The sequence below is a fragment of the Candidatus Rhodoblastus alkanivorans genome (assembly GCF_022760755.1).
Lineage (GTDB): Bacteria > Pseudomonadota > Alphaproteobacteria > Rhizobiales > Beijerinckiaceae > Rhodoblastus > Rhodoblastus alkanivorans.
Window position 1 is genome coordinate 1,126,685 of sequence record NZ_JAIVFP010000001.1, and the last position, 21,470, is coordinate 1,148,154.

General features: G+C 64.8%; 19 protein-coding genes and 1 pseudogene. 14 read left to right on the forward strand and 6 right to left on the reverse strand.

Annotated features, from left to right (window positions below):
- Window positions 1-73: 73 nt before the first annotated feature.
- Both K2U94_RS05115 and K2U94_RS05120 read left to right on the forward strand, forming a co-directional pair.
- A complete protein-coding gene (locus K2U94_RS05115) occupies window positions 74-427 on the forward strand; it encodes a hypothetical protein (protein ID WP_243066181.1) in 354 nt (117 codons plus the stop codon).
- A gap of 37 nt (window positions 428-464) precedes the next feature.
- The gene (locus K2U94_RS05120; protein ID WP_243066182.1) at window positions 465-1,418 is read left to right on the forward strand and encodes an MBL fold metallo-hydrolase; all 954 of its coding nucleotides are present in this window, start codon (window positions 465-467) and stop codon (window positions 1,416-1,418) included.
- Here the strand turns inward: K2U94_RS05120 and K2U94_RS05125 are convergent, their stop codons facing one another.
- Window positions 1,419-2,258, reverse strand: a complete 840-nt coding sequence (locus K2U94_RS05125) for a DUF1499 domain-containing protein (protein WP_243066183.1) — start codon at window positions 2,256-2,258, stop codon at window positions 1,419-1,421. It lies immediately after the preceding gene.
- A 140-nt stretch (window positions 2,259-2,398) separates the two neighbouring features.
- Here K2U94_RS05125 and aroC point away from each other — a divergent pair, with 140 nt between their 5' ends.
- Entirely contained in the window at window positions 2,399-3,508 is a 1,110-nt protein-coding gene (gene aroC / locus K2U94_RS05130) for a chorismate synthase (protein ID WP_243066184.1), read from the forward strand.
- Between the two features lie 6 nt (window positions 3,509-3,514).
- Here the strand turns inward: aroC and K2U94_RS05135 are convergent, their stop codons facing one another.
- The gene (locus K2U94_RS05135; protein WP_243066185.1) at window positions 3,515-4,291 is read right to left on the reverse strand and encodes a phosphodiester glycosidase family protein; all 777 of its coding nucleotides are present in this window, start codon (window positions 4,289-4,291) and stop codon (window positions 3,515-3,517) included.
- Between the two features lie 59 nt (window positions 4,292-4,350).
- On the opposite strand from K2U94_RS05135, the gene ribB reads away from it, so the two are divergent.
- The 3 genes from ribB to K2U94_RS05150 are packed head-to-tail and all read left to right on the forward strand — an operon-like array spanning window position 4,351 to window position 7,752.
- Entirely contained in the window at window positions 4,351-5,658 is a 1,308-nt protein-coding gene (gene ribB, locus K2U94_RS05140) for a 3,4-dihydroxy-2-butanone-4-phosphate synthase (protein WP_243066186.1), read from the forward strand.
- Window positions 5,655-6,266 (forward strand): cob(I)yrinic acid a,c-diamide adenosyltransferase, encoded by a 612-nt coding sequence (cobO, locus tag K2U94_RS05145; RefSeq protein WP_243066187.1) that lies wholly within the window; start codon window positions 5,655-5,657, stop codon window positions 6,264-6,266. The genes ribB and cobO overlap by 4 nt, the downstream gene beginning before the upstream one ends.
- A gap of 46 nt (window positions 6,267-6,312) precedes the next feature.
- Complete coding sequence (locus K2U94_RS05150; RefSeq protein ID WP_243068806.1) at window positions 6,313-7,752, forward strand: cobyric acid synthase; 1,440 nt, start codon at window positions 6,313-6,315, stop codon at window positions 7,750-7,752.
- Between the two features lie 7 nt (window positions 7,753-7,759).
- On the opposite strand, the gene K2U94_RS05155 is transcribed toward K2U94_RS05150, so the two are convergent.
- Window positions 7,760-9,271, reverse strand: coding sequence for a helicase HerA-like domain-containing protein (locus K2U94_RS05155; RefSeq protein ID WP_243066188.1), 1,512 nt, complete (start codon window positions 9,269-9,271; stop codon window positions 7,760-7,762).
- A 102-nt stretch (window positions 9,272-9,373) separates the two neighbouring features.
- Between K2U94_RS05155 and ccmI the strand changes: the two genes are divergently transcribed.
- The 4 genes from ccmI to K2U94_RS05175 all read left to right on the forward strand — a co-directional run bounded on the left by ccmI (window position 9,374) and on the right by K2U94_RS05175 (window position 13,492).
- On the forward strand, window positions 9,374-10,477 hold the full coding sequence (gene ccmI / locus K2U94_RS05160) for a c-type cytochrome biogenesis protein CcmI (protein ID WP_243066189.1): 1,104 nt from the start codon (window positions 9,374-9,376) through the stop codon (window positions 10,475-10,477).
- On the forward strand, window positions 10,474-10,941 hold the full coding sequence (gene ccmE / locus K2U94_RS05165) for a cytochrome c maturation protein CcmE (protein WP_243066190.1): 468 nt from the start codon (window positions 10,474-10,476) through the stop codon (window positions 10,939-10,941). The genes ccmI and ccmE overlap by 4 nt, the downstream gene beginning before the upstream one ends.
- Complete coding sequence (locus tag K2U94_RS05170) at window positions 10,941-12,926, forward strand: heme lyase CcmF/NrfE family subunit (protein WP_243066191.1); 1,986 nt, start codon at window positions 10,941-10,943, stop codon at window positions 12,924-12,926. Before ccmE ends, K2U94_RS05170 begins: the two co-directional genes overlap by 1 nt.
- Window positions 12,927-13,036: 110 nt before the next feature.
- Complete coding sequence (locus K2U94_RS05175) at window positions 13,037-13,492, forward strand: cytochrome c-type biogenesis protein (RefSeq protein WP_243066192.1); 456 nt, start codon at window positions 13,037-13,039, stop codon at window positions 13,490-13,492.
- Between the two features lie 26 nt (window positions 13,493-13,518).
- On the opposite strand, the pseudogene K2U94_RS05180 reads toward K2U94_RS05175, so the two are convergent.
- Window positions 13,519-14,481 (reverse strand): annotated as a pseudogene (locus K2U94_RS05180) (helix-turn-helix domain-containing protein); the annotation flags it as partial.
- A 116-nt stretch (window positions 14,482-14,597) separates the two neighbouring features.
- On the opposite strand from K2U94_RS05180, the gene K2U94_RS05185 reads away from it, so the two are divergent.
- From K2U94_RS05185 to K2U94_RS05195, 3 genes are all read left to right on the forward strand, one after another.
- Window positions 14,598-15,029 (forward strand): hypothetical protein, encoded by a 432-nt coding sequence (locus K2U94_RS05185; protein WP_243066193.1) that lies wholly within the window; start codon window positions 14,598-14,600, stop codon window positions 15,027-15,029.
- A gap of 165 nt (window positions 15,030-15,194) precedes the next feature.
- Entirely contained in the window at window positions 15,195-16,736 is a 1,542-nt protein-coding gene (locus K2U94_RS05190) for a Do family serine endopeptidase (RefSeq protein WP_243066194.1), read from the forward strand.
- 183 nt (window positions 16,737-16,919) lie between these two features.
- Entirely contained in the window at window positions 16,920-17,603 is a 684-nt protein-coding gene (locus tag K2U94_RS05195) for a response regulator transcription factor (RefSeq protein WP_243068807.1), read from the forward strand.
- 10 nt (window positions 17,604-17,613) lie between these two features.
- Here the strand turns inward: K2U94_RS05195 and purD are convergent, their stop codons facing one another.
- Window positions 17,614-18,879 carry a phosphoribosylamine--glycine ligase gene (purD, locus tag K2U94_RS05200; protein ID WP_243066195.1) on the reverse strand — a complete coding sequence of 422 codons (1,266 nt, stop codon included), beginning with the start codon at window positions 18,877-18,879 and terminating at the stop codon, window positions 17,614-17,616.
- A gap of 324 nt (window positions 18,880-19,203) precedes the next feature.
- Between purD and K2U94_RS05205 the strand changes: the two genes are divergently transcribed.
- Entirely contained in the window at window positions 19,204-19,644 is a 441-nt protein-coding gene (locus tag K2U94_RS05205; protein ID WP_243066196.1) for a nuclear transport factor 2 family protein, read from the forward strand.
- A gap of 6 nt (window positions 19,645-19,650) precedes the next feature.
- Here K2U94_RS05205 and K2U94_RS05210 read toward each other — a convergent pair whose 3' ends face one another.
- Window positions 19,651-21,420 (reverse strand): tetratricopeptide repeat protein, encoded by a 1,770-nt coding sequence (locus K2U94_RS05210; protein WP_243066197.1) that lies wholly within the window; start codon window positions 21,418-21,420, stop codon window positions 19,651-19,653.
- Window positions 21,421-21,470 lie beyond the last annotated feature (50 nt).

A 21,470-nucleotide genomic window follows, 5' to 3' on the forward strand; every position in this document is an offset into this window, starting at 1 on the left:
GCTTTGCATTTGGCGCGAAGCATGCGACCGAACCCCCGTTCCGTTTATGGCTGCTGCCCCGGGAGTTCGGTCCGTGCGCGCGAAATTCCTTGCCGCTGGTTTGCTTCTGCTATCGTCCTTTTCCGCCGCCGCCCAGTCGAGTCATGACGGGCGCTGGAGCGTCGACGCCGAGACCACCGTCGGCAATTGCCAGCGCACGGCCCAATCGGTGGTGACGGTCAAGGATAACCGCGTCGTTGGCGTCGGTGCGCAAGGCGTCCAGGCCTGGGGCTATATCGACGACACGAACACCGTCGTCGTCCGCCTCACCCAGGGCGACCATGTCCTGCGCGCCGACGGCGCCGTCAAGGGCGATAGGGCCTCCGGCCCCTGGTCGTCCAACACCGATTTCTGCGGCGGCCGCTGGACGGCGCACAAGATCGACTGACGCTTGCGGGCGCGGCGCCGGGCGTTATGTTGAACAAATGAACGAGTCCGGCCAGCCCCCTGAAAAGACCCGCGAAAGTTTGGACGAGGCGCCGCGCTTCGATCTCGCCTTCGACGCGTCTGCCGGGCGGCTTCTGCGCGTCTCGCCTCTGGTCCGGCGCATCGTCGCGCCCAATCCGGGGCCTTTCACCTTCACCGGAACCTGCACCTACGTCATCGGCGAGGGCGAAGTCGCCGTGGTCGATCCGGGCCCGGATCTGCCGGCCCATGTCGAGGCGCTGCTGGACGCCCTCAAGGGCGAAAAGGTCGCGGCGATCGCCGTCACCCACACCCATCGCGACCATTCGCCCGCCGCCCGCCATCTGCAACAGGCGACCGGCGCCGAAATCATCGGCTGCGCGCCGCATCATTCCGCCCGCGACCTGGTTTTGGGCGAAATCAACAAACTCGACGCCGCCAACGACCTCGACCACAAGCCCGACCGGGCGCTTGCCGACGGCGACGTCTGGCAGGGAGCCGGTTTTGCCTTGCGCGCCGTGGCGACCCCCGGCCACACCATGAATCACGTCTGTTTGGAACTGGTCGAGGAAAAGGCTCTTTTCACCGGCGACCATATCATGGGCTGGTCCACCTCGATCGTCGCTCCGCCCGACGGCGCCATGCGGCTTTACATGGACTCGCTCGAAAAGCTGCGCGCTTACGACCATGACGTCTATTGGCCGGGACATGGCGGGCCTGTGACCCAGCCGCAGCGTTTTGTGCGCGCCTTGCTCCATCATCGTCGCGCGCGCGAAAAATCCATTCTCGCCGCGCTCGGCGGCGGCGCGCTCGCCGTGCCGGAGATTGTGGAAAAAGTCTATGAAAAACTCGATCCGCGCCTCATTGGCGCGGCGGCGCTCTCGACCTTCGCCCATCTCGAAGATCTTTTCGCCCGCGGGCTCGTTCAGACGGAAGCGCCGCCGCAGCTTGGCGGGCGCTTCCGCCTCGCCTGATCAGTCGGAACTGTCTTGGTCCGAAAGCGCGTCGCTCAGCTTGCCGATCAGACTGGCCCCGGCGCCCAGATCGTTGGGCAGATAGCGGGTCGCAGCCCGCATGTCGACGACGGTCTCGTCATCGCCCGGACCCAGGCGAATGGCGATCGCCACCGGCAGATGAAGGGCGGGAGAAAAGGCGAGCGCCTCGATATGGCCTTCCGGCCTTTTGGCGCCGCCCGGCTGGATTTCGTCGAGAATTTTCCAATGCAAGCCCTGCACTGCCTCGTGGGTGGCGCGGAAGGCCTCATCCATTTCCATGTCGAGCGTGATCGAAGCAACATCGGGATAGGCGGCGAGTTGCCCCTGCCCACGCGCGGAATTGAACGGCGCAGGAGTCCAGCCGCCGCGCGCCGCGACGACCTCGGGCGTGGTCAGGAAGGCCGGCGGATCGTCGACATCGGTGGAAATATCGGCGAGCCAGGGAGGAGAGCCGGCGGAATAGATCAGCCAGGCCGGATAGGGCAGGAGCAGGCTCACCAGCGCCAGGGTCGTGACAATGCGCGACACGCCGCGCCGTCCCCGGACCCAGATCGAGGCCGACGCGGCGAGGGCGACAACGATCGCCAACGCCGCGAACGAGACCGCCGCCAGAAAGAAGAACAGCCCGACGCCTGGATCGGGGACCGAATTGGGGCGGAAGGTCAGAACTGCGAAAAAGCGCGCCAGCGCCCCGCGCGCATGGGCGGCGACCAAAGCGAGGACGGCTAAAGCCAAGGACGATTTGGCGAGTTTGGTCGAGAGGATCGCCAGGCGCGACTCCGGCTCCTCGACATTCAGGCGCCGCAAGGCGCTGTCCATTCCACCCATGTCCCGCCAATCGCCCAAATCGCGCTGTTTCCGTGGTATCGCGGCCCGGGCCGGGACGCAAGAGCCGCCGATTTGGCCTTTCACGCGCTTTGGGGTTAGAAATCGGCTTTCCTTCCGACGAACCGGCCACCATGTCGCACAATACATTCGGGCATCTCTTCCGCGTCACCACTTTCGGCGAGAGCCACGGTCCTGCGCTTGGCTGCGTCGTGGACGGCTGCCCCTCGCGCATCCCGCTCGAAGCGGCGGAAATCCAGAAATACCTCGACCTGCGGCGCCCGGGTCAATCGCGCTTCACCACCCAGCGCCAGGAGCCGGACGCGGTGAAAATCCTCTCCGGCGTGATGACCGGCGACGATGGCGCGCAGATGACCACCGGGACGCCGATCGCGCTGATGATCGAGAATACCGACCAGCGCTCGAAGGATTACGGGGAGATCAAGGATTCCTATCGCCCTGGCCACGCCGATTATGTCTATGACGTCAAATATGGATTCCGCGATTATCGTGGCGGCGGGCGGTCTTCGGCGCGCGAAACCGCGGCGCGGGTGGCGGCGGGAGCCGTGGCGCGAAAAATCATTCCCGGCGTGAAAATCCGCGCCGCTCTTGTGCAGGTCGGGGCGAAAAAGATCGATCGTTCGCGCTGGGACTGGGACGAGGTTTCGCGCAACCAGCTGTTCTGCCCCGACCCCGTCGCGGCGGTCGAATGGGCGGATTATCTCGACGACATTCGCAAAGCCGGCTCCTCGATCGGCGCGGTGCTGGAGGTCGTGGCCGAGGGCGTCCCGCCCGGCTGGGGCGCGCCGATCTATGGCAAGCTCGACGCCGATCTCGCGGCGGCGCTGATGTCGATCAACGCCGTCAAGGGCGTGGAGATCGGCGACGGTTTCGCCTCCGCCGAACTGACCGGCGAGGAAAACGCCGATGAAATGCGCGCCGGCAACGACGGGCCGGCTTTTCTGGCCAATCACGCCGGGGGCATTCTCGGCGGCGTTTCCACCGGCCAGCCGATCGTCGCGCGTTTCGCGGTCAAGCCGACCTCCTCGATCCTCACTCCCCGCCGCTCGGTGGACCGCTATGGCGCCGAGGTGGAGCTGCGCACAAAAGGCCGCCACGACCCCTGCGTCGGCGTGCGCGCCGCTCCGATTGCGGAAGCCATGGTCGCCTGCGTGCTGGCCGACCATTTCCTGCGGCATCGCGGCCAGCAGGGCGGGGGACATGCCTGGCCTTTTACGCGGTGAAACGGATCACGGCGTCGTTTTCACCACACCAACCATCGGCCCGAGCGGCACGGCGAAATCGTTGCGGCCGAGATTGGGCGCGTAAAGCGCGGAAACCGAGCCGTCGAGGAAGAGGGCGTTGTTGCATCGGAGCACGTCGCGGAACAGCCCGGCGAATTGATGGAAAGTCACAGGCTGGTTCGAAATGGCGAAAAGCACTTCGCCCGCGCGGCCGATGCCGACGCCGTTCCTGATCTTTTCGGACACGCCGTCGGCGTTGATGCGCGGGTGAATGTGGCCGTTGACCACCAGCATCGGGCCGGACTGGGAGGCGTATGCCGCATGGGGCCGCTGGCTCAGGAACTGCGAGGTCTCCATCACCCCCGCATAGCCTGGGCCGAAATAAAACACGCCATTGGGCTTGAGATGGAAATTGCCGGACCCGGAGCGGGTGTTCGCGCGCTTCATCTCGACGCCCTTCTCTATATAGAGGCCGATGGGCGCCTGTTTGTCATTATACATGCCGGCGTTCATCGCGAAGACCAGTTTTTCCCCCGGCGCCAGCGTGGCCGCGGCGGCCGCGAAACTCCCCAAGGGCTGGCCATTCGGCCCCCGCCAGAACAGGCGCAGGTCGTCTGTCTTCGGATCGAAGCGGCAGATCGTATAGGACCGGTCCTCCGCCCTGAGATCGGCGCAGGGCGCGGCGATCGCCGGCGGAGCGAAAGGGAAAGGAAACGCCCCAGCGGAAGGGGCCAGCAGCAAGGCCAGGCCGACACCAGCGCCAAAACTAAAAATGTTCCGCATCTTTCTCCCGACAGAATTTTAGCATTGCTAAAAACCCAATTTCCTTTAGCTTCTCTTCCATGAAGCTGGCGGATTGGTTGCGCAAATCCGGCGTGAGCCGGGTCGAGTTCTCGCGGCGGCTTGGCCTGACGCCCGGCGCCGTGACCCAGCTCTGCAATCAGCAAAGCGTCTGGATGTCGCGCGAGACGGCCCAGGCCATCGCGCGCGAGACTCGCGGCGCGGTGACGCCGAACGACTTTCTGCCTGAGGTCGGCGACGAGGACAAGGGAGGGGGCCAGGTGAGCCATCAAGCGACGCATTCGGTGACCCAAGCCATAGAGGCGATCAAGCGCGGCGAAATCGTCGTCGTGACCGACGACGACGACCGCGAGAACGAAGGCGATCTGGTGATGGCGGCGAGCCTGTGCACGCCGGAGAAAATGGCCTTCATCATCCGAAATTGCTGCGGCATCGTCTGCGCGCCCTTGAGCGGGGTCGAGGCGCGGCGCCTGCATCTGACGCCGATGGTGGCCGAAAACGACGCGCCGCTCGGCACCGCCTTCACCGTTTCCGTGGACGTCAAGCACGGTCTGACCACCGGCATCTCCGCCGAACAGCGCGCCAATACCGTGCGGGGGCTCGCCAACAACAATCTCGGCGCCAATGATTTCGTCCGTCCCGGCCATGTCTTTCCGCTGGTCGCGCGCGAGGGTGGGGTGCTGATGCGCTCCGGCCATACCGAAGCCGCGGTCGATCTCTGCACGCTCGCCGGCCTGCCGCCGATCGGCGTGATCTGCGAACTCGCCAATGACGACGGTACGGTGATGGTCGGGCCTCAGATCGCCGGCTTCGCCGAGAAACACAATCTCAGGCAGATTTCGGTGGCGGACCTCATCGCCTATCGCCAGGCGCGCGAAAAACTTGTGGAAAGGGTCGCCGCCTTCCCTGTGCAGACGCGCTTCGGCGAATTCGCCGGCTACGCCTATGTCACGCCTTTCGATTCGGTCCAGCATTTCGCCCTCGTCGCCGGCGAGATCGGCGAGGGCCGCGACATTCCGGCCCGCCTCCATCGCGCCGACATTCTCGGCGACGTGTTCGGTGGCGGCCTTGCGATCAATTCCGCGCTCGAATCCTTCGCCGGGCACGGACGCGGCGTGCTGGTCTATCTTCGCGACGGCGCCGCCGGCGTGCCGGCCAATCTCGTCGGCCAGCAGGAGACGGGATCCCAGACCGAGCGCGCCCGCAATTGGCTCGACATCGGCGTCGGCGCCCAGATCCTGCGCGATCTCGGGGTTTCCTCGATCCGCCTGCGCACCAAGGCGCCGCGCAAATATGTCGGCCTTTCGGGCTTTGGCATCGAAATCACCGGCACGGAGGACGGCTATTGACGGACGACGCCGAGGCGCAGCGCCATCGCGAGAAAATGGCGAAGCGAAAGCAGGTTCAGGACGGCGAGGTCGCCGGCAAGACGATCGAGTCCAAGGGCCTGCTGATCGTCCACACCGGGCCGGGCAAGGGCAAATCCACCGCCGCCTTCGGCCTCGTCCTGCGCGCGCTCGGCCATGGCTGGAAGGTCGGCGTCGTCCAGTTCGGCAAGGGCGCCTGGGAGACCGGCGAGCGCAAGGCGCTGGAGCGCTTTTCCGATCTGGTCAGCTGGCACACGCTCGGCGAAGGTTTTACCTGGGAGACGCAGGACCGCGCCCGTGATATCGCCGCCGCCGCCCGCGCCTGGGACAAGGCGAGGGAGCTGATGGCCGATCCGGACATCAAGCTTCTGGTTCTGGACGAGCTGAATATCGCCTTGCGCTACGAACATCTGCCGTTGGAGGAGGTGGTCGCGGCGCTCAGTCGCCGCCGGCCGGACCTGCACATCATCGTCACCGGCCGCAACGCCAAGCCGGAGATGATCGCCTCCGCCGATCTCGTCACCGAAATGCAGGCGACCAAGCACCATTTCGCCGCTGGCGTGAAAGCGCAGCAGGGAATCGAATTTTGAGAACGGCCGCCAATGTCGCAGGTGTCCGGCCGTGACTCGCGCGCTGATGTTTCAGGGCACGGGTTCGGATGTCGGCAAGTCGCTGCTGGTTGCCGGGCTTTGCCGCGCTTTCGCCCGGCGCGGCCTGAAGGTGCGGCCTTTCAAGCCGCAGAACATGTCGAATAATGCCGCGGTGACGGCGGATGGCGGCGAGATCGGGCGCGCCCAGGCGCTGCAGGCGCGCTCCTGCCGCGTCGCGCCGAGCATCCATATGAATCCGGTGCTGCTCAAGCCGCAGAGCGAAATCGGCGCGCAGGTCGTGGTTCAGGGCAAGATTTTTGCAACCGCCAAGGCGCGCGATTATCAGGCGTTGAAACCGCAGCTCGCGGGCTTTGTCGCGGATTCCTTCGCCCGGATGCGCGGCGAGGCCGATCTCGTCCTGGTCGAGGGCGCAGGCAGTCCGGCCGAGGTCAATCTCCGCAGGGGCGATATCGCCAATATGGGTTTCGCCAGGGCCCATGACGTTCCGGTCGTGCTGATCGGCGATATCGACCGCGGCGGGGTCATCGCCCAGATCGTCGGCACGAAAGCCGTGCTCGACCCCGACGACGCCGCTTTGGTGCGTGGTTTCGTCGTCAATAAATTTCGCGGCGACGCCAGCCTGTTTGCCGAGGGCATGGCGCTGATCGCGCAAAAGACCGGCTGGTCGGCGCTCGGCCTCGTGCCCTTTTTCGCCGACGCCCGGCGCCTGCCGGCGGAAGACGCCGTCGCACTCGCGCAACGGGAGCGGCCGAACGGCGCGGGAAAAATCGTCGCCGTTCCGCTGCTCGCCCATATCAGCAATTTCGACGATTTCGACCCGCTGAAACTGGAGCCGGGCGTCGATCTGCGCCTCGTCCCGCCTCAAGAGCCTTTGCCGCTTAGCGATCTCGTCATTCTGCCGGGAACCAAGGCGACAATAGCCGACCTCGCCTTTTTTCGCGCACGGGGCTGGGACGTCGATCTCCTCGCCCATGCGCGGCGCGGCGGGAAAATTTTGGGAATCTGCGGCGGCTATCAGATGCTGGGCAAAACGATCGCCGACCCGCTCGGCGTCGAGGGGCCGCCGGGCGAAGTCGAGGGGCTGGGCCTGCTCGACGTTGCGACCGAACTGACCGGCGAAAAGATTTTGCGCGCCTGCGAAGGCGTTTCCCTTGCGGAGAAGGCGGCTTTTTCAGGCTATGAAATGCATGTCGGCGCGACCACCGGGCCGGATTGCGCGCGACCGATGCTGCGCTTTGCGGATGGCCGCGCCGATGGCGCCGTTTCAGCGAGCGGCGCGATCCGCGCCTGCTATGTCCATGGCCTCTTCGCCCACGAGGCGCAGCGCGCCGCGCTCTTGCGCTGGATCGGCGCCGAGCCGTCGAGCCTCGCCTATGAAGTGGAAATCGATCGCGTGCTCGATGCTCTCGCCGATCATCTTGAGCAGCGCATCGACCTCGAAGCGCTGCTCGAATTGGCGCGATAATCCGTTCTCACTTCATCCCCCCGGTGATCCCGCGCAGAATCTCGCGGGCGATGGCTGACCCGACGGTGCGGGCGGCCGAGGTCGCCGCCGAGCGGACCGCCGATTGAGCCACCGACGGTCTCTTGCCATGCGATCGGAACAGGTCCTGGAGACCGGCGCCGATTTGCGACAGCAGGCCGCCTTCCCCCTCATTATTGGTCCCGACAGGGGCGCCCGACGTGCGCGACTGCGCCCGCGCCTGAAGCATTTCGAAGGCCGATTCGCGATCCACCGCAACGTCATATTTGCCCTTGAAGGGGCTGGACTCCTGGACTTCCTGCAATTCGGCGTCGGTGATCGGACCGACGCGCGACACGGGCGGGGCAATTTTTACGCGTGTGACCATGGCTGGCGTTCCCGAGCCCTCCAGCATCGAAACCAGAGCTTCGCCGACATTCAGCTTGGTGATGACGTCGGCCGTGTCGAGCGCCGGGTTCTGCCGAAAGGTTTCTGCGGCGGTCTTCACCGCCTTCTGGTCGCGCGGGGTGAAGGCGCGCAAGGCGTGCTGGGCGCGGTTGCCGAGCTGGCCGAGCACGACCTCGGGCACGTCGAGCGGGCTTTGCGTTACGAAAAAGACTCCGACGCCCTTGCTTCGAATCAGCCGCACCACTTGTTCGATCGCGCGCAGCAGCGCTTTCGGCGCGTCGTCGAACAGGAAATGGGCCTCGTCGAAGAAGAATACGAGTTTCGGCTTGTCGGGATCGCCGACCTCGGGCAACCGGACGAACAGTTCGGACAAGAGCCAGAACAGGAAGGTCGCGTATAGATTGGGGCTGCGGATCAGTTTTTCCGCTTTGAGAATATGGATGAAGCCGCGCCCGTCGATGTCGGGCTTGAGCAGGTCCATGATGTCCAGCGCCGGCTCGCCGAAGAATTTGTCGGCACCCTGGTTTTCGAGCACCAGCAATTGCCGCTGGATCGCGCCGACCGAGGCCGCGGAGACGTTGCCGTAGCGCTGCTGGAGGTCGGAGGCGTTCTCCGACACGAAGGCCAGCATGGCGCGCAGGTCCTTGAGGTCGAGCAAAGCGAGCCCCTGCTCGTCGGCGACGCGGAAGGCGATATTGAGCACGCCCTCCTGAATCTCGTTGAGCTGAAGGATGCGCGCCAGCAGCAGCGGGCCCATTTCGGCGATGGTGGCGCGGACCGGATGGCCCTTTTCGCCAAAAATGTCCCAAAAGACGCAGCGGAACTGGTCGGGCTCATAGGCGAGCCCGATTTCCTGGGCGCGCGCGACAAAAGGCCTGGCGCCGTCGCCGGGCATGGCGATTCCGGACAGGTCGCCCTTGACGTCGGCGGCAAAGACGCAGGCGCCGGCGCCGCAAAAGCCCTCGGCGAGCTTTTGCAAGGTCACGGTCTTGCCCGTGCCGGTGGCCCCGGCGATGAGCCCGTGGCGGTTGCCGTAGCGCAACAGAAGATAAATATAATCCTCGGCCTTGCCGACGAGGATTTTTCCGGGGACGTTGCTTGGATCGTCGGCCATGGGGCGATTCGCTCCGTTGGAAATTTGCGAGAGGTTAGCCTTCCTTTGATCTGCGACAATGGCGCCCTTCCATTGCGCGCGGGAAAAAGTTAAAGCAGCGCGATGATCTGGCTTGTTTTCGCGCTGCTGACCGGCGCCGCTGTCCTTTCCATCCTCTGGCCGCTGTCGCGCCCGGCGCCGAGGGCGCGCGAGGACGCGGCCGACGTCGCCTTCTATCGCGCCCAGATCGCCGAGATCGACGCCGAATTCGCGCGCGGCGGCGTTGACAAGGACCAGGCCGAGGCGGCCAAGGCCCTGGCCGCGCGCCGGCTGCTCGCGGTCGCGCCCGAAGAGGCGGGGACTGAATCTTCGCCGAGGGGGCGCAGGATCGCGGCGGTTCTGGCCTTGATCGTCATCCCCGCCGTGGCGCTCGGGCTCTATTCGCGGATCGGCCATCCCAGCCTGCCGGACATGCCTTTGCAGGCGCGCCTCTCCGCGCCGCCGTCGCAGCAGGATTTCGCCGCCGTCGTCGAGCGGATGGAGGACCATATCAAGGCCCATCCCGACGACGCCCGAGCGCTGGAACTGATGGCGCCGGTCTATGTGCGCATGGGCCGTTTCGACGAGGCCGTGCAGGCGCGCAAGAAAGTCATCGCCCTGCTCGGCGCGACGCCGGACCGCCTGCTGAAATATGCCGAAGCCCTGGCCTTCGCCAATAACGGGACGATCACGCCCGAAGCCATCGCGCAGCTCCAGCAGGCGCTCAAGCTCGACCCGAAGAATATCGGCGCGCGCTTCTATCTCGGCCTCGCGGCGGCGCAGCAGGGCGACAACGGCAAGGCTCGCAAGATCTGGACGGCGTTGCTGCCCGACCTGCCTGAAAAGTCCCTGGCCCATAAGGAAGTGGCGGAAAAGCTCGCGCTGCTCGACGCGCCCGCGGAAGCAACTGGCGCACCGTCCGGCGAAGCCGCGGCCATCGCTTCGGCGGCTCCGGCGGAGCAGCAGAAGATGATTCGCACCATGGTCGAGCGCCTGGCCCAGCGCCTTGCCGCGCAGGGCGGCAGCCCCGACGAATGGCTTCGCCTCATTCGCGCCTATAAAGTGTTGAATGAAACGGATAAGGCGCAAAATTCCTATAACGAGGCGCTGAAGGCACTGTCCGGCGACACGGCGGCGCGGGAGAAACTTGCAGCCCTGGCTCGGCAATTGGGATTGAACCCGCAATGACGCGCAAGCAGAAAAGACTGGCCCTCATAGGCTCCGCCCTGGGCGTATTCGGCGTCGCCATCGGACTGATCCTGCACCAGTTGAGCGGGAACATCGTTTTCTTCTACGGCCCGACGGATATGGTTCAGAAACATATCGGTCCCGGCGTGCGCCTGCGCATCGGCGGGCTGGTGGAGAAGGGCAGCCTCGTTGAACGCGCCGGCAAGAGCGTCACGTTCAAGGTCACCGACGGCAAGGATGCCGTGCCTGTGGCCTATACCGGCCTGCTGCCGGATCTCTTCCGCGAGGGCCAGGGCGTGGTCGCCGAGGGCGCGCTCGACAAGCAAGGCGTGTTCCGGGCGGATTCCATCCTCGCCAAGCATGACGAGCGCTATATGCCGCGCGAAGTGGTCGAGGCGTTGAAGAAACAGGGCAAATGGGTCGGTCCGAACGATCAGTTGGCCGATCAGGCGAGGGCGCAATAATGATCGTCGAAACTGGACAATATGCGCTGGTTCTAGCCTTGGCGCTGTCGCTGATGCAGAGCATTCTGCCGTTCTGGGGCGCGCGGACACATGACGCGCGGCTGATGGGACTGGCGCGGCCGATCGCCCTCACCCAGTTCGCCTTTGTCGCGATGTCCTATGCGGCGCTGACCTACGCCCATGTCGTCTCCGATTTCTCGCTGGTCAACGTCGTCCAGAATTCGGCTTCGACCAAGCCGCTGATCTACAAGATTTCCGGCGTCTGGGGGAACCATGAGGGCTCCATGATGCTGTGGGTCCTCATCCTGACGCTGAGCGGCGCCGCCATGGCCGCCTTTTCCCGCGCCATCCCGCCGCGCCTGTTGGCCGACGCGCTCTCGGTTCAGGGCGTGCTCGGCATGGCCTTCCTGCTGTTCATCCTGCTGACCTCCAATCCCTTCGCGCGGATGATTCCCGCGCCGATCGAGGGCAACGACCTCAACCCGATCCTGCAGGACCCTGGCCTCGCCATTCATCCGCCGCTGCTCTATCTCGGCTATGTCGGTTTCTCGATCGTCTTTTCGCTCGCCGCGGCAGCGCTGATCGGCGGGCGACTCGACGCCGCCTTCGCCCGATTCATTCGGCCATGGACGCTCGCGGCCTGGTGTTTTCTGACGCTCGGCATCGCCATGGGCTCCTATTGGGCCTATTACACGCTCGGCTGGGGCGGATTCTGGTTCTGGGACCCGGTCGAGAACGCGTCCCTCATGCCCTGGCTCGCGGGCACGGCGCTGCTCCATTCCGCGGCGGTGATGGAAAAGCGCGAGGCGCTGAAAGTCTGGACGGTTTTCCTCGCCATTGTCACCTTCTCGCTGTCGCTGCTCGGCACCTTCCTGGTGCGCTCGGGCGTGCTGACCTCGGTTCACGCCTTCGCCAGCGACCCGCGTCGCGGCCTGTTCATCCTCGCCATCCTCGTCCTGTTCATCGGCGGCGCCTTGTTCCTGTTCATGCTGCGCGCTTCCTCGCTCAAGCAGGGCGGGTTGTTCTCGCCGATCTCGCGCGAGGGCGCGCTGGTGGTGAACAATCTCCTGCTCACCGCGGCCTGCGCTGCGGTCATCATCGGCACGCTCTATCCCTTGGCGCTCGAATCGATCAACGGCGACAAGATTTCGGTCGGCGCGCCCTTCTTCAACCTGACTTTCGGGCCGCTGTTCGCACCGATCCTGTTGCTGGCGCCGCTCGGCCAATTGCTGGCGTGGAAGCGCGGCGACCTGCTGGCGGCGGCGCAGCGTCTGTTCTTCGCCGCGGCTTGCGGTCTCGCGGCGATGGCGGTCTTTGCCGCCGTCAATGGCGCGCCGGTCATGGCGGTCATCGGTTCGGGCGTTGCGGTCTATCTCATCATCGGCGCCTTCACCGATATCTTCGGGCGCGTGTTCCCGTCCGGCCTTGGCGCGACGAAAAACGCGCTTTTCCGCGCCAAGGGGCTGCGGCTCTCGGCCTGGGGCACAACCTTCGCCCATGCTGGCCTCGGGGTGACCCTGCTCGGCTTGGCCGCCACCGGTTGGGGCGCGGAAAAGATTGTGGCTATGAAACAGGGCGACATTTATGACGTCGGTCCCTACAAGCTCGAAATCCTCGCCCTCACCAATGACAAGGGGCCGAATTACAACGAAACCATCGCCCATATGACCGTGAAGCGCGACGGCCATGTCGTCGCTTTGATCGCGCCGTCGAAACGCTTCTTTACGACCCGCCGGATGGCGACGGCCCAGGCGGGCATCGTCACGCTCAATCTCGGTCAGGTCTATGTCAGCATCGCCGAGCCGCAACCGAACGGTCTGATCGACGCCAGGCTTTTCTGGAAGCCGCTGGTCTCGCTGATCTGGATCGGCGCTCTGCTCATGGCGTTCGGAGGCGCCTTGAGCCTCAGCGATCGGCGGCTGCGGGTCGGCGTCGCCCGCCGCGCGGCCCGAATATCCGATGTGGCTCAGGCGGCGGCAGAATGATGACAGGGATCCCCGACTCGGTTGGAAACCGTCATTGCGACGGTGGCGGAACTATCCATGCTGCGGTTCGGCGGCAAGGCGGGTGGTTTCGCCGCCTACAGCTCCTCGCCATGACGACCCTTTTGTTTCTGCTCGCCGGCCCGGCCTTCGCGGTCGAGCCCAGCGAAATGCTCAAAGACCCCAAGCTGGAGGCGAGGGCGCGAAAAATTTCGGAAGGGTTGCGCTGCCTCGTCTGTCAGAACGAGTCGATCGACGATTCGGGCGCCTCGCTCGCCCACGACCTGCGCGTTCTGGTGCGCGAACGCCTTAAAGCCGGCGACACCGACAAGCAGGTCAAGGACTATCTTGTTTCCCGCTACGGCAATTTCATCCTGCTCAAGCCGCCGTTCGAATGGGATACGCTCTTGTTGTGGGTCTCACCCTTCGTGGTCCTCGCACTCGGCGCGGGCGCGGCGCTCGTCAGTCGCCGCAAGGGCGAGGACAAGCCCGCCACGCCGCTGTCAGAGCAAGAAGACGCGAAGCTTCGGGCTCTTCTCGTCGACTCGCCCGGCGACCAAAAAGCTTGACCTTCGCGGCGGCTGTTTCGGTAGGCGCGCGGACTCATACCGAACGCCTTCCGGAAGGCGCGGCTAAATTGCGGCTGATCGACGAAACCCGCGTCGTGCATGACCGCGGCGAGGCTCCACCCTTTCGCGGACGGGGCGGTAAGGTTGCGCGCGGCGGCGTTCAGGCGCAGGGCGCGAAGATGGCCGCTGAATGTGATTCCTTCCGCCTGAAAGAGCTCCTGCAGTCGCCTGACCGAGAGTCCGGCTGCCGCGGCGGCCTCGGCGATCGACAAATCCGGTTGATGGAAGTTCTGCGCCAGGAAAATCTTGGCCCGTTGCAGGCAGACGTTGGCGCGCGTGACGGTCGGATCGGCCACCAGGGCGGCGCCTAGAATGTCAAAGCCGTTGAAGAGCAGCTTACTGATGGCGGCGTCGTTCAGTTCGGCCGCCCGCGAATAAAATTCCCGCCAATAACTGGCGGCAAACGCGCCGAGCGGCGAAGCTCTCGTAATGGGGATCGCGGTCAGCGCCCGCAATTCGCCAAGCGTCTGCTCCGCAAGCTGGCGGTCAGCCATGATGACGAGGGCCTCGAACGCGCCCGGCGTCGCAATCTCGTATGGACGCATGCTTTCATAGAGGCACAGGTCTCCGGCCTTCAGAACGGCGGCGCGGCCCTCCTGGGCGATGTGGCATTCGCCCGAGACGACGAAAGTAATCAGCGCCGTCTCCTGGACCGCTTCGCGGATGTTTCCCGGCGTCCGTGAAAGAAGCTGATTGGCGCTGCGCACATGAGCGAACGTCGCCACATTGTGGGCGCGCAGAGCCATCGTCCCGTTGAACCCCTGTTCCATCGGAACATGGCAGGGACGCCGCATCTCGACGCCTGCCAGATGATCGCCGACCAGTTCCCGCCAGCGCCGCAGCCTCAGGCCCACGGGAATGGAGGCGCAGTCAAGCATAATATCCGTTGGAGCCATGTCGGGCGACCTGTGCGACGCCGCGCGATTCATGGACGAATCGCGTCTGGGGTCAAGTTTTTACGCGTCGGTGGACAAAACGCGCCCTGCGGCGTTGCTAGGATCGCCGAGTCGCCCGGAGCGGGGGATTTCGACGATTGGAGCAAAGGATGGGTCCGGCTTTTCTGGCTGTTGGCGGCGCGGTTTGCCTTTCGGTCGCGATCATCGAGGCATGGCTGATCGTCGCGCATTTTGCGAGTTCCGACGGACCGGTCGCGCGGCTCATTCCCGGCGGGCGCGATTTGGTGCGCTCTCATATCGATTACCTGATGATGGCGCTGTTTCTTTTCGTTTTTTATGGCTTGTGTCGCGTCATGCCGTTTTCGCCTTCGCTCTGGATCATCGCCGCGCTGTGCTTCGGGTCTTTCTTCAATCCTTTCGCATTTTTTGTCCGAGCAGCAAAACCGGGATACCTTGAGGCGCCACCTGTCTGGTTCAAGTTGATGCTGACAATCAGTTGCATCGCAACGACCGTGGGTTATGGCGTCATGGCTTGGACCATCGCCGGCGCGTCGCTGGCGATCGCCGGTCAGGCGTCTTGAGGCGGGCGGAGCGTGAGCCCGGCGCGGATCGTAAGTCGCGTAGGCTGCCGCCTTACCAAAATTTCATCACGCTGAAACTGCGGCGTAAGCTGAAGGCGTCCATATTCCCAAGCGTAGGGCGGCGCGATTCGCCGCTTAGGTTTTGCATGGTCTATGGAGCCTCGAATGTTGAACTGGTCCGCGCAATCTTCCCGTCGTGAACCGTCGCCCTCGCGCGCCCGGCGCCGCCCGCTGCGCAGGGTGATGCTGAGCGCCGTGGGCGCGACAGCGCTCATCGGCTCCGCCGCCGGCGTGACGATGGTGCCGGCTCATGCCGAGGCCCCCGCCAACCAGGGCTTGAACCCGGTCGGGCCGACGTCCTTCGCCGACCTGGTCGATCGCGTCAAGGGCGCGGTGGTTTCGGTCAAGGTCGACGTTGTGGAGAAGAGCGACGCCAATGGCGCGGATTTCGGCGGAGGCCTGCCTCCGGGGATGCCGCCGGTCTCGCCCGACGACCCGCTCTATCATTTCTTCAAGCGCTTCGGCAGCCCGATGCCGCGTCACCCGCACAAGGGCGAAGCGCTCGGCTCGGGCTTCATCATTTCGAGCGACGGCTATGTCGTGACCAACAATCATGTCGTCAACGACGCGACCGACGTGAAGATCACGCTCCAAGGCGGCAAGGTCGTGCCGGCCAAGATCGTCGGCGTGGACAAGAAGACCGATCTCGCCCTGCTCAAGATCACCGCGCCGGGAACCTATCCTTACGTCCAGTTCTCGAACACCATGCCGCGCGTCGGCGACTGGGTGATCGCGGTCGGCAATCCCTTCGGCCTCGGCGGCACGGTCACGGCGGGCATCGTTTCCGCGCGGGGCCGGGATATCGGCTCGGGACCCTATGACGATTACCTGCAGATCGACGCCCCGGTGAACCGCGGCAATTCCGGCGGTCCGACCTTCAACGAGAAGGGCGAGGTCGTCGGCATCAACACCGCGATCTATTCGCCATCGGGCGGCAGCGTCGGCATCGGCTTCGCCATTCCCTCGGAAGTCGCCAAGGAGGTCATCACCGAGCTTAAGGAAAAGGGCTCGGTCAGCCGCGGCTATATCGGCGTGCAGATCCAGTCGGTGACCACCGAAATCGCCGAAAGCCTCGGGCTGAAGTCCACCGAGGGCGCGCTCGTCGCCCAGGTCCAGCCGAACACGCCGGCTGTCGCGGCGGGCGTTGAGTCGGGCGACGTCATTTCCGCCGTCAACGGCGTGAAGGTCGAGAATCCGCACGAGCTGTCGCGCAAGATCGCGGCGCTCGGCCCCAATGCGGAAGTCGATCTGACGATCATCCGCAACGGCGCCGACAAGAACATCAAGCTCAAGCTGGGCAAGCTGCCGGACGAGGTTCAGGCCAAGGCGGGAACCGTCGTGCCCGAAAAGGCGGCGAAAACCGCCCTCGCGAAATTCGGCTTCAGCCTGGAGCCATCGTCGGATGTCGCGGGCGCCGGCAAGGTCGGCGCGGTGGTCACCGACATCGATCCGGACGGCCCGGCGGCGCAAAAGGGGCTTCGCCAGGGCGACGTGATCCTCGACATCGCCGGCAAGCCGGTCGTGGGGCCCGCGGATGTGGTCAAGGCCCTGAGCGACGCCAAGAAGGATGGACGTCGCGCCGTCCTACTTCGGGTGAAGACCGGGGACAACACCCACTTCCTCGCCCTTTCCACGGACGCCTCGTAAGGCTCGAACGAAAGGGCGCTCTCAACCAGCGCCCTTTCGCCGGAAGGCATCGGAAACGAATCCTCGAAAGGGCGCTCATACTCCCGAACCGGCGACCGGTTCGCGGCGCGCGCTCTCGGCGGCAGGTCGGGACGCGGTCCCAGCCTGCCGACTTTTTTCGAGGAATGAATTATGCTCTCGGACATGCGCATATTGATCATCGAAGACGATCCGCAGGCTTCCGCCTATCTCGTCAAGGCATTTCGCGAAGCCGGCCATGTCGCCGATACCGCCACCGACGGCCTCGCCGGCTATGCCCGCGCCGAGGGCGGCGCTTATGACGTTTTGATCGTCGACCGCATGCTGCCCAAGCTCGACGGCCTCTCGCTGATCGGAGGCCTGCGCGCGCAAAAAATCGACACGCCGGTGCTTATTCTTTCCGCGCTCGGCCAGGTCGACGACCGCGTGAAAGGCTTGCGCGCGGGCGGCGACGATTATCTCGCCAAGCCCTACGCCTTCGCCGAACTGCTCGCCCGGGTGGAAATTCTGGCGCGGCGGCGCGGCGGGGCTGCGGCCGAGGAGACGGTCTATCGCGTCGCCGATCTGGAGCTCGACCGGCTCAAGCACAAGGTCTTTCGTGCTGGCAAGGAGATCGTGCTGCAGCCGCGCGAATTCCGCCTGCTCGAATATCTGATGCGCCACGCTGGCCAGGTGGTGACCCGCACCATGCTGCTCGAAAATGTCTGGGACTACCACTTCGACCCGCAAACCAATGTGATCGACGTGCATATTTCAAGGCTGCGCGGCAAGATCGACAAGGGGCAGGAGAAGCAGTTGCTGCAGACCGTTCGCGGCGCGGGCTATACCTTGCGCGAGGGGCTGGTTTGATGGGCGGCGGTCAACGCTTGATGGCGCGCCAGCCGATGTCGCGCCGGTAGAAGCCGTCGGGGAAGTCTATTGCCGCGACGCCGCGATAGGCGAGCGCCTGAGCGTCCGCGACGCTGTCGGCGAGCGCGATGACATTGAGGACGCGGCCGCCATTGGCGACGAGTTGGCCGTTTTCCATTTTCGTCCCGGCATGGGCGACGCTCACGCCGGGAATTTTTTCGGCCTCCTCGACGCCTCCGATCCGCCCGCCTTTGTGCGGCGTCCCGGGATAGCCGCGCGCCGCCAGCACCACCGTCAAAGCGGTCTTGGGCGAGAGACGCACGGCCTCCGGCAACCGGCCGTCCGCGCAGGCGAGCAGCAGTCCGAGCAGATCGTCCTCCAGCCGGGCCATCATCACCTGGCATTCCGGATCGCCGAACCTGGTGTTGTATTCAATCAGTTTCGGGCCGTCCTTGCCGATCATCAGCCCGGCGAAGAGCACACCCTTGAAGGGGCAGCCTTCGGCCTTCATGGCGGCGACCGTCGGCGCGATGATGTCCTTCATCACCCGCGCGCTCATTTCGGGCGTCATCACCGGGGCGGGCGAATAGGCTCCCATGCCGCCGGTATTCGGCCCGACGTCGCCGTCGCCGGCCCTTTTGTGGTCCTGCGCCGAGGCGAAAGCGAGCGCCTTTTCGCCGTCGCAAAGCGCGAAAAAGGAGGCCTCCTCGCCTTCGAGATATTCCTCGATCACCGCTTCGGCGCCCGCCGCGCCGAAGGCGCCGGCGAACAGCGCATCGACCGCCCGTTCCGCCTCGTCGATCGTCATCGCCACGACCACGCCCTTGCCGGCGGCGAGGCCGTCGGCCTTGACCACGATCGGCGCGCCCTTTTCGCGCACGAAAGCGAGCGCGCTGTCGCGGTCGGCGAAGCGGCCGTAGGCGGCGGTCGGAATATGATATTTGGCGCAGATATCCTTGGTGAAACCCTTGGACCCCTCGAGCCGGGCCGCCGCCTTGCTCGGCCCGAAGGCCTTGATTCCCGCAGCTTCCAAGGCGTCCACCAGGCCATCTACCAATGGCTGCTCGGGGCCGATCGCCACGAAGGCGATGTTCTGGACCCGGCAGAAGGCGATGACCGCGTCGAAATCCGTCGCGTCGAGCGCGACGTTCTGCGCGACGCGGGCCGTGCCGGGATTGCCGGGGGCGACGAAAAGGCGATCGAGCAGCGGGCTTTTGGCAAGTGCCAGGCTAAGCGCATGTTCGCGGCCGCCGGAGCCGATGAGGAGAACGTTCATGAAAGGCCTCGTTTGGTCGCCTGTTTAGGCGAGGGCGAGCCGCCTTTCAACTTGCGGAATGAATGGCGTTCGATCGGCGCGTTCATTTAACAATTTAATGACGACATTGCTCGATTTTTCTTCAAATTCTCTGATTTTTGCTTATAAATAGAGTGCTTAGGACGTCCTGCGGCATTTTCGGGCAGGGCGGTCGGGCGGCGCGCTTTTTCAAGGCGCCGGCCGCGCCAAAATCGCGCTGTATGGCGCGGTTCGGGGTGCGGGATTTAGCGGCGAGATCCGCCGGTAATTCTTCGTCGAATTTGTGTCAACAAAGAAATTGCGAAGATGAGCGATACGAAAATATTTTTGGCAAGCCTCAGCCGCGAACAATATCTGGCTCTCGCCCGCGATATTTACGGCCGGCGCGCCAAAGGCGACAACGAGCCGGGATTGCAGTTTTTCGCTGACAACGCGACCTATCGCCTGATCGGGTCGCGCGACCTGATCCCGGCGGCCGGCGTGCGGGTCGGCAAGAACGAAATCCGCGAGGCCTGGCGCGCCTTCGACGTCGATTTCGAGATCGTCACCTTCGAGATCGACGATCTGGTCGTCGATTTTCCCCGCATGTCCTATATGTCCTGGCACATGACGCTGAAAAATCGCGGCACCGGCGCGATGGTCGAGCTTGAGGGCGTGGACCGCCTGCGCTGGGAGGATTTCAAGGTCGTCGATTGGACGCGCTATTTCGACACAGCCTTGGTCGCCGCGCTGCGGCAGGGCGAATGAACGCAGTCAGTCGCCCTTGCCCGCCACCGTCGCCGGCGCGTGACCTTCGGTATGCTGCGGATCGTCGGGCAGGCCGTTTTCGATTTTGCTCAGGATCTTGGGCAGATCCTCGGGATCGGGATGGAGGTCGCGGGCGTGGTTCCACTGGAACTTGGCGTCGAGCTTGCGGCCGACACGCCAATAAGCGTCGCCAAGATGGTCGTTGATGGTCGGATCGCCAGGCTTCAGGTCAATGGCCTGCTCCAGATATTTCACCGCCTCGTCGTAATGCCCGAGCTTGTAATGCGCCCAGCCGAGCGAATCGACGATATAGCCGTCGTCCGGCTGCAGTTCGACGGCGCGCCGCAGCATTTTGAAGGCTTCGTCGAGATGCAGGCCCTGGTCGACCCAGGAATAGCCGAGATAATTCAGCACGAGCGGCTGTTCCGGATAGAGGTCGAGGGCCTCTTTCAGATCGGGCTCGGCCTTGGGCCAGTCCTTGGCGCGTTCGTAATCGACGCCGCGGAAATAGTAGATCGCCCAGCGGCTCTTGTCGTCGGGCGCCGTCAGCGCCAGCACCTTCGTATAGGCCTCGGCCGATTCCTTGAACTGCTTGTGCGAGCGCAGGACGTCGGCGAGCGCCGAGATCGCGTCCACATTCTCGGGATGGGCCTTGACGATCGCGCGCAACTGCTTGACCGATTCGTCCGACTTGCCCATGGCGTCGAGCAGCAGAGCGATGCGGATGTCGGTCGTGACCCGCAGCGGACTTGAATCGGGCACCTGATCGTAGATTTCGATCGCCGCGCCATATTGCTTGAGCTTGCCATAGGCTTCGCCGAGGGTGTCGAGCGCCAGGGCATGTTCGGGCGCGAGTTCGAGCGAAAGGCGCAGAAAGACGATCGCCGCGATCTGGTCGCCGGCCCGGCTCGAGGCCGCGCCCAGGCCATAGGCGCCGAGGCCGTAAAGCACTTCCGCCGCGCCGGCCTTGACGTTCTGGACCATAGGTTCGAGCTTCCGTCCCGCCGCGAGATCGGCGAGCGCGGCCTCGACCACGGGATTGTGCGGTTGGAGCTTGTCGAAGGCGGCATAGACCGCCTTGGCCTCGTCAATCTTGCCCTGCCGCGCCAGATTGCGGGCATAGGCGTCGATCAGGCGCAGCGTGGAATGGTCGCCGCCATAGGCGGCTTTGAGCCGGGCCCCGGCTTCTGCGGTCCGTCCGGCGACGTCGAGCATCAAGCCGGCGTGGAAGTCGCGAAATACGGCGAAGCTCGGATCGCTCATCGTATCGACCAGAGCGATCGCCTTTTTCACGTCGCCGGAGCCGACATAGCTCCACGCCGTCAGCAAAATGGTGGTGAGATCGCCCTTGCCGTCGCCGCCCTTGAGCAGGGCGCGCGCCGCCCCGAAATTCTTGTCCCGGAAGTCGCGCACCACCAGAGTGAGGCGGGCGGAGGCATTGTGCCGATCGCGCTGGAGCAGCTTCTGCGCCAGGGCGTTCGCGGCGTCCATGTCGCCGTTCGCGAGCGTCGCGACGAAGGCGCTCTGAATCAGCTCGGGATTGCGGGGATCGGCGCGCAAGGCTTCGCGGAAGAAGGTCGAGGCCGCGAATGTGTCGTGCTCGGCCTCCGCGACCCGCGCGGAAAGATAATTGCCGGCCGGACTTTCGCCGACCTCGAAGGGCTCCGAAATAGCAGCGGTCTGATGCGCCTGGCCCGCGCAGGGCAGCAGGGCGAGGGTGAGAGCCAGGCCGTAAAAAAGGGCGCTTTTGCGCGCGCTGACGAATGTGAGGTGCACGAAACCGAACTTTCCATGACGCGCAGCGAGTCGCGCGCTTTGCGATGATC

What these genes read in the sequence shown, in the direction of transcription:
- K2U94_RS05185 (WP_243066193.1), top strand. Translation starts at nt 14,598, where the DNA reads ATGGGTCCGGCTTTTCTGGCTGTTGGCGGCGCGGTTTGCCTTTCGGTC.
- K2U94_RS05125 (WP_243066183.1), bottom strand. Translation starts at nt 2,258, where the DNA reads ATGGACAGCGCCTTGCGGCGCCTGAATGTCGAGGAGCCGGAGTCGCGC.
- ribB (WP_243066186.1), top strand. Translation starts at nt 4,351, where the DNA reads ATGAAGCTGGCGGATTGGTTGCGCAAATCCGGCGTGAGCCGGGTCGAG.
- ccmE (WP_243066190.1), top strand. Translation starts at nt 10,474, where the DNA reads ATGACGCGCAAGCAGAAAAGACTGGCCCTCATAGGCTCCGCCCTGGGC.
- K2U94_RS05175 (WP_243066192.1), top strand. Translation starts at nt 13,037, where the DNA reads ATGACGACCCTTTTGTTTCTGCTCGCCGGCCCGGCCTTCGCGGTCGAG.
- K2U94_RS05195 (WP_243068807.1), top strand. Translation starts at nt 16,920, where the DNA reads ATGCGCATATTGATCATCGAAGACGATCCGCAGGCTTCCGCCTATCTC.
- K2U94_RS05155 (WP_243066188.1), bottom strand. Translation starts at nt 9,271, where the DNA reads ATGGCCGACGATCCAAGCAACGTCCCCGGAAAAATCCTCGTCGGCAAG.
- aroC (WP_243066184.1), top strand. Translation starts at nt 2,399, where the DNA reads ATGTCGCACAATACATTCGGGCATCTCTTCCGCGTCACCACTTTCGGC.
- K2U94_RS05190 (WP_243066194.1), top strand. Translation starts at nt 15,195, where the DNA reads ATGTTGAACTGGTCCGCGCAATCTTCCCGTCGTGAACCGTCGCCCTCG.
- purD (WP_243066195.1), bottom strand. Translation starts at nt 18,879, where the DNA reads ATGAACGTTCTCCTCATCGGCTCCGGCGGCCGCGAACATGCGCTTAGC.
- K2U94_RS05150 (WP_243068806.1), top strand. Translation starts at nt 6,313, where the DNA reads ATGTTTCAGGGCACGGGTTCGGATGTCGGCAAGTCGCTGCTGGTTGCC.
- K2U94_RS05205 (WP_243066196.1), top strand. Translation starts at nt 19,204, where the DNA reads ATGAGCGATACGAAAATATTTTTGGCAAGCCTCAGCCGCGAACAATAT.
- K2U94_RS05170 (WP_243066191.1), top strand. Translation starts at nt 10,941, where the DNA reads ATGATCGTCGAAACTGGACAATATGCGCTGGTTCTAGCCTTGGCGCTG.
- K2U94_RS05120 (WP_243066182.1), top strand. Translation starts at nt 465, where the DNA reads ATGAACGAGTCCGGCCAGCCCCCTGAAAAGACCCGCGAAAGTTTGGAC.
- ccmI (WP_243066189.1), top strand. Translation starts at nt 9,374, where the DNA reads ATGATCTGGCTTGTTTTCGCGCTGCTGACCGGCGCCGCTGTCCTTTCC.
- K2U94_RS05135 (WP_243066185.1), bottom strand. Translation starts at nt 4,291, where the DNA reads ATGCGGAACATTTTTAGTTTTGGCGCTGGTGTCGGCCTGGCCTTGCTG.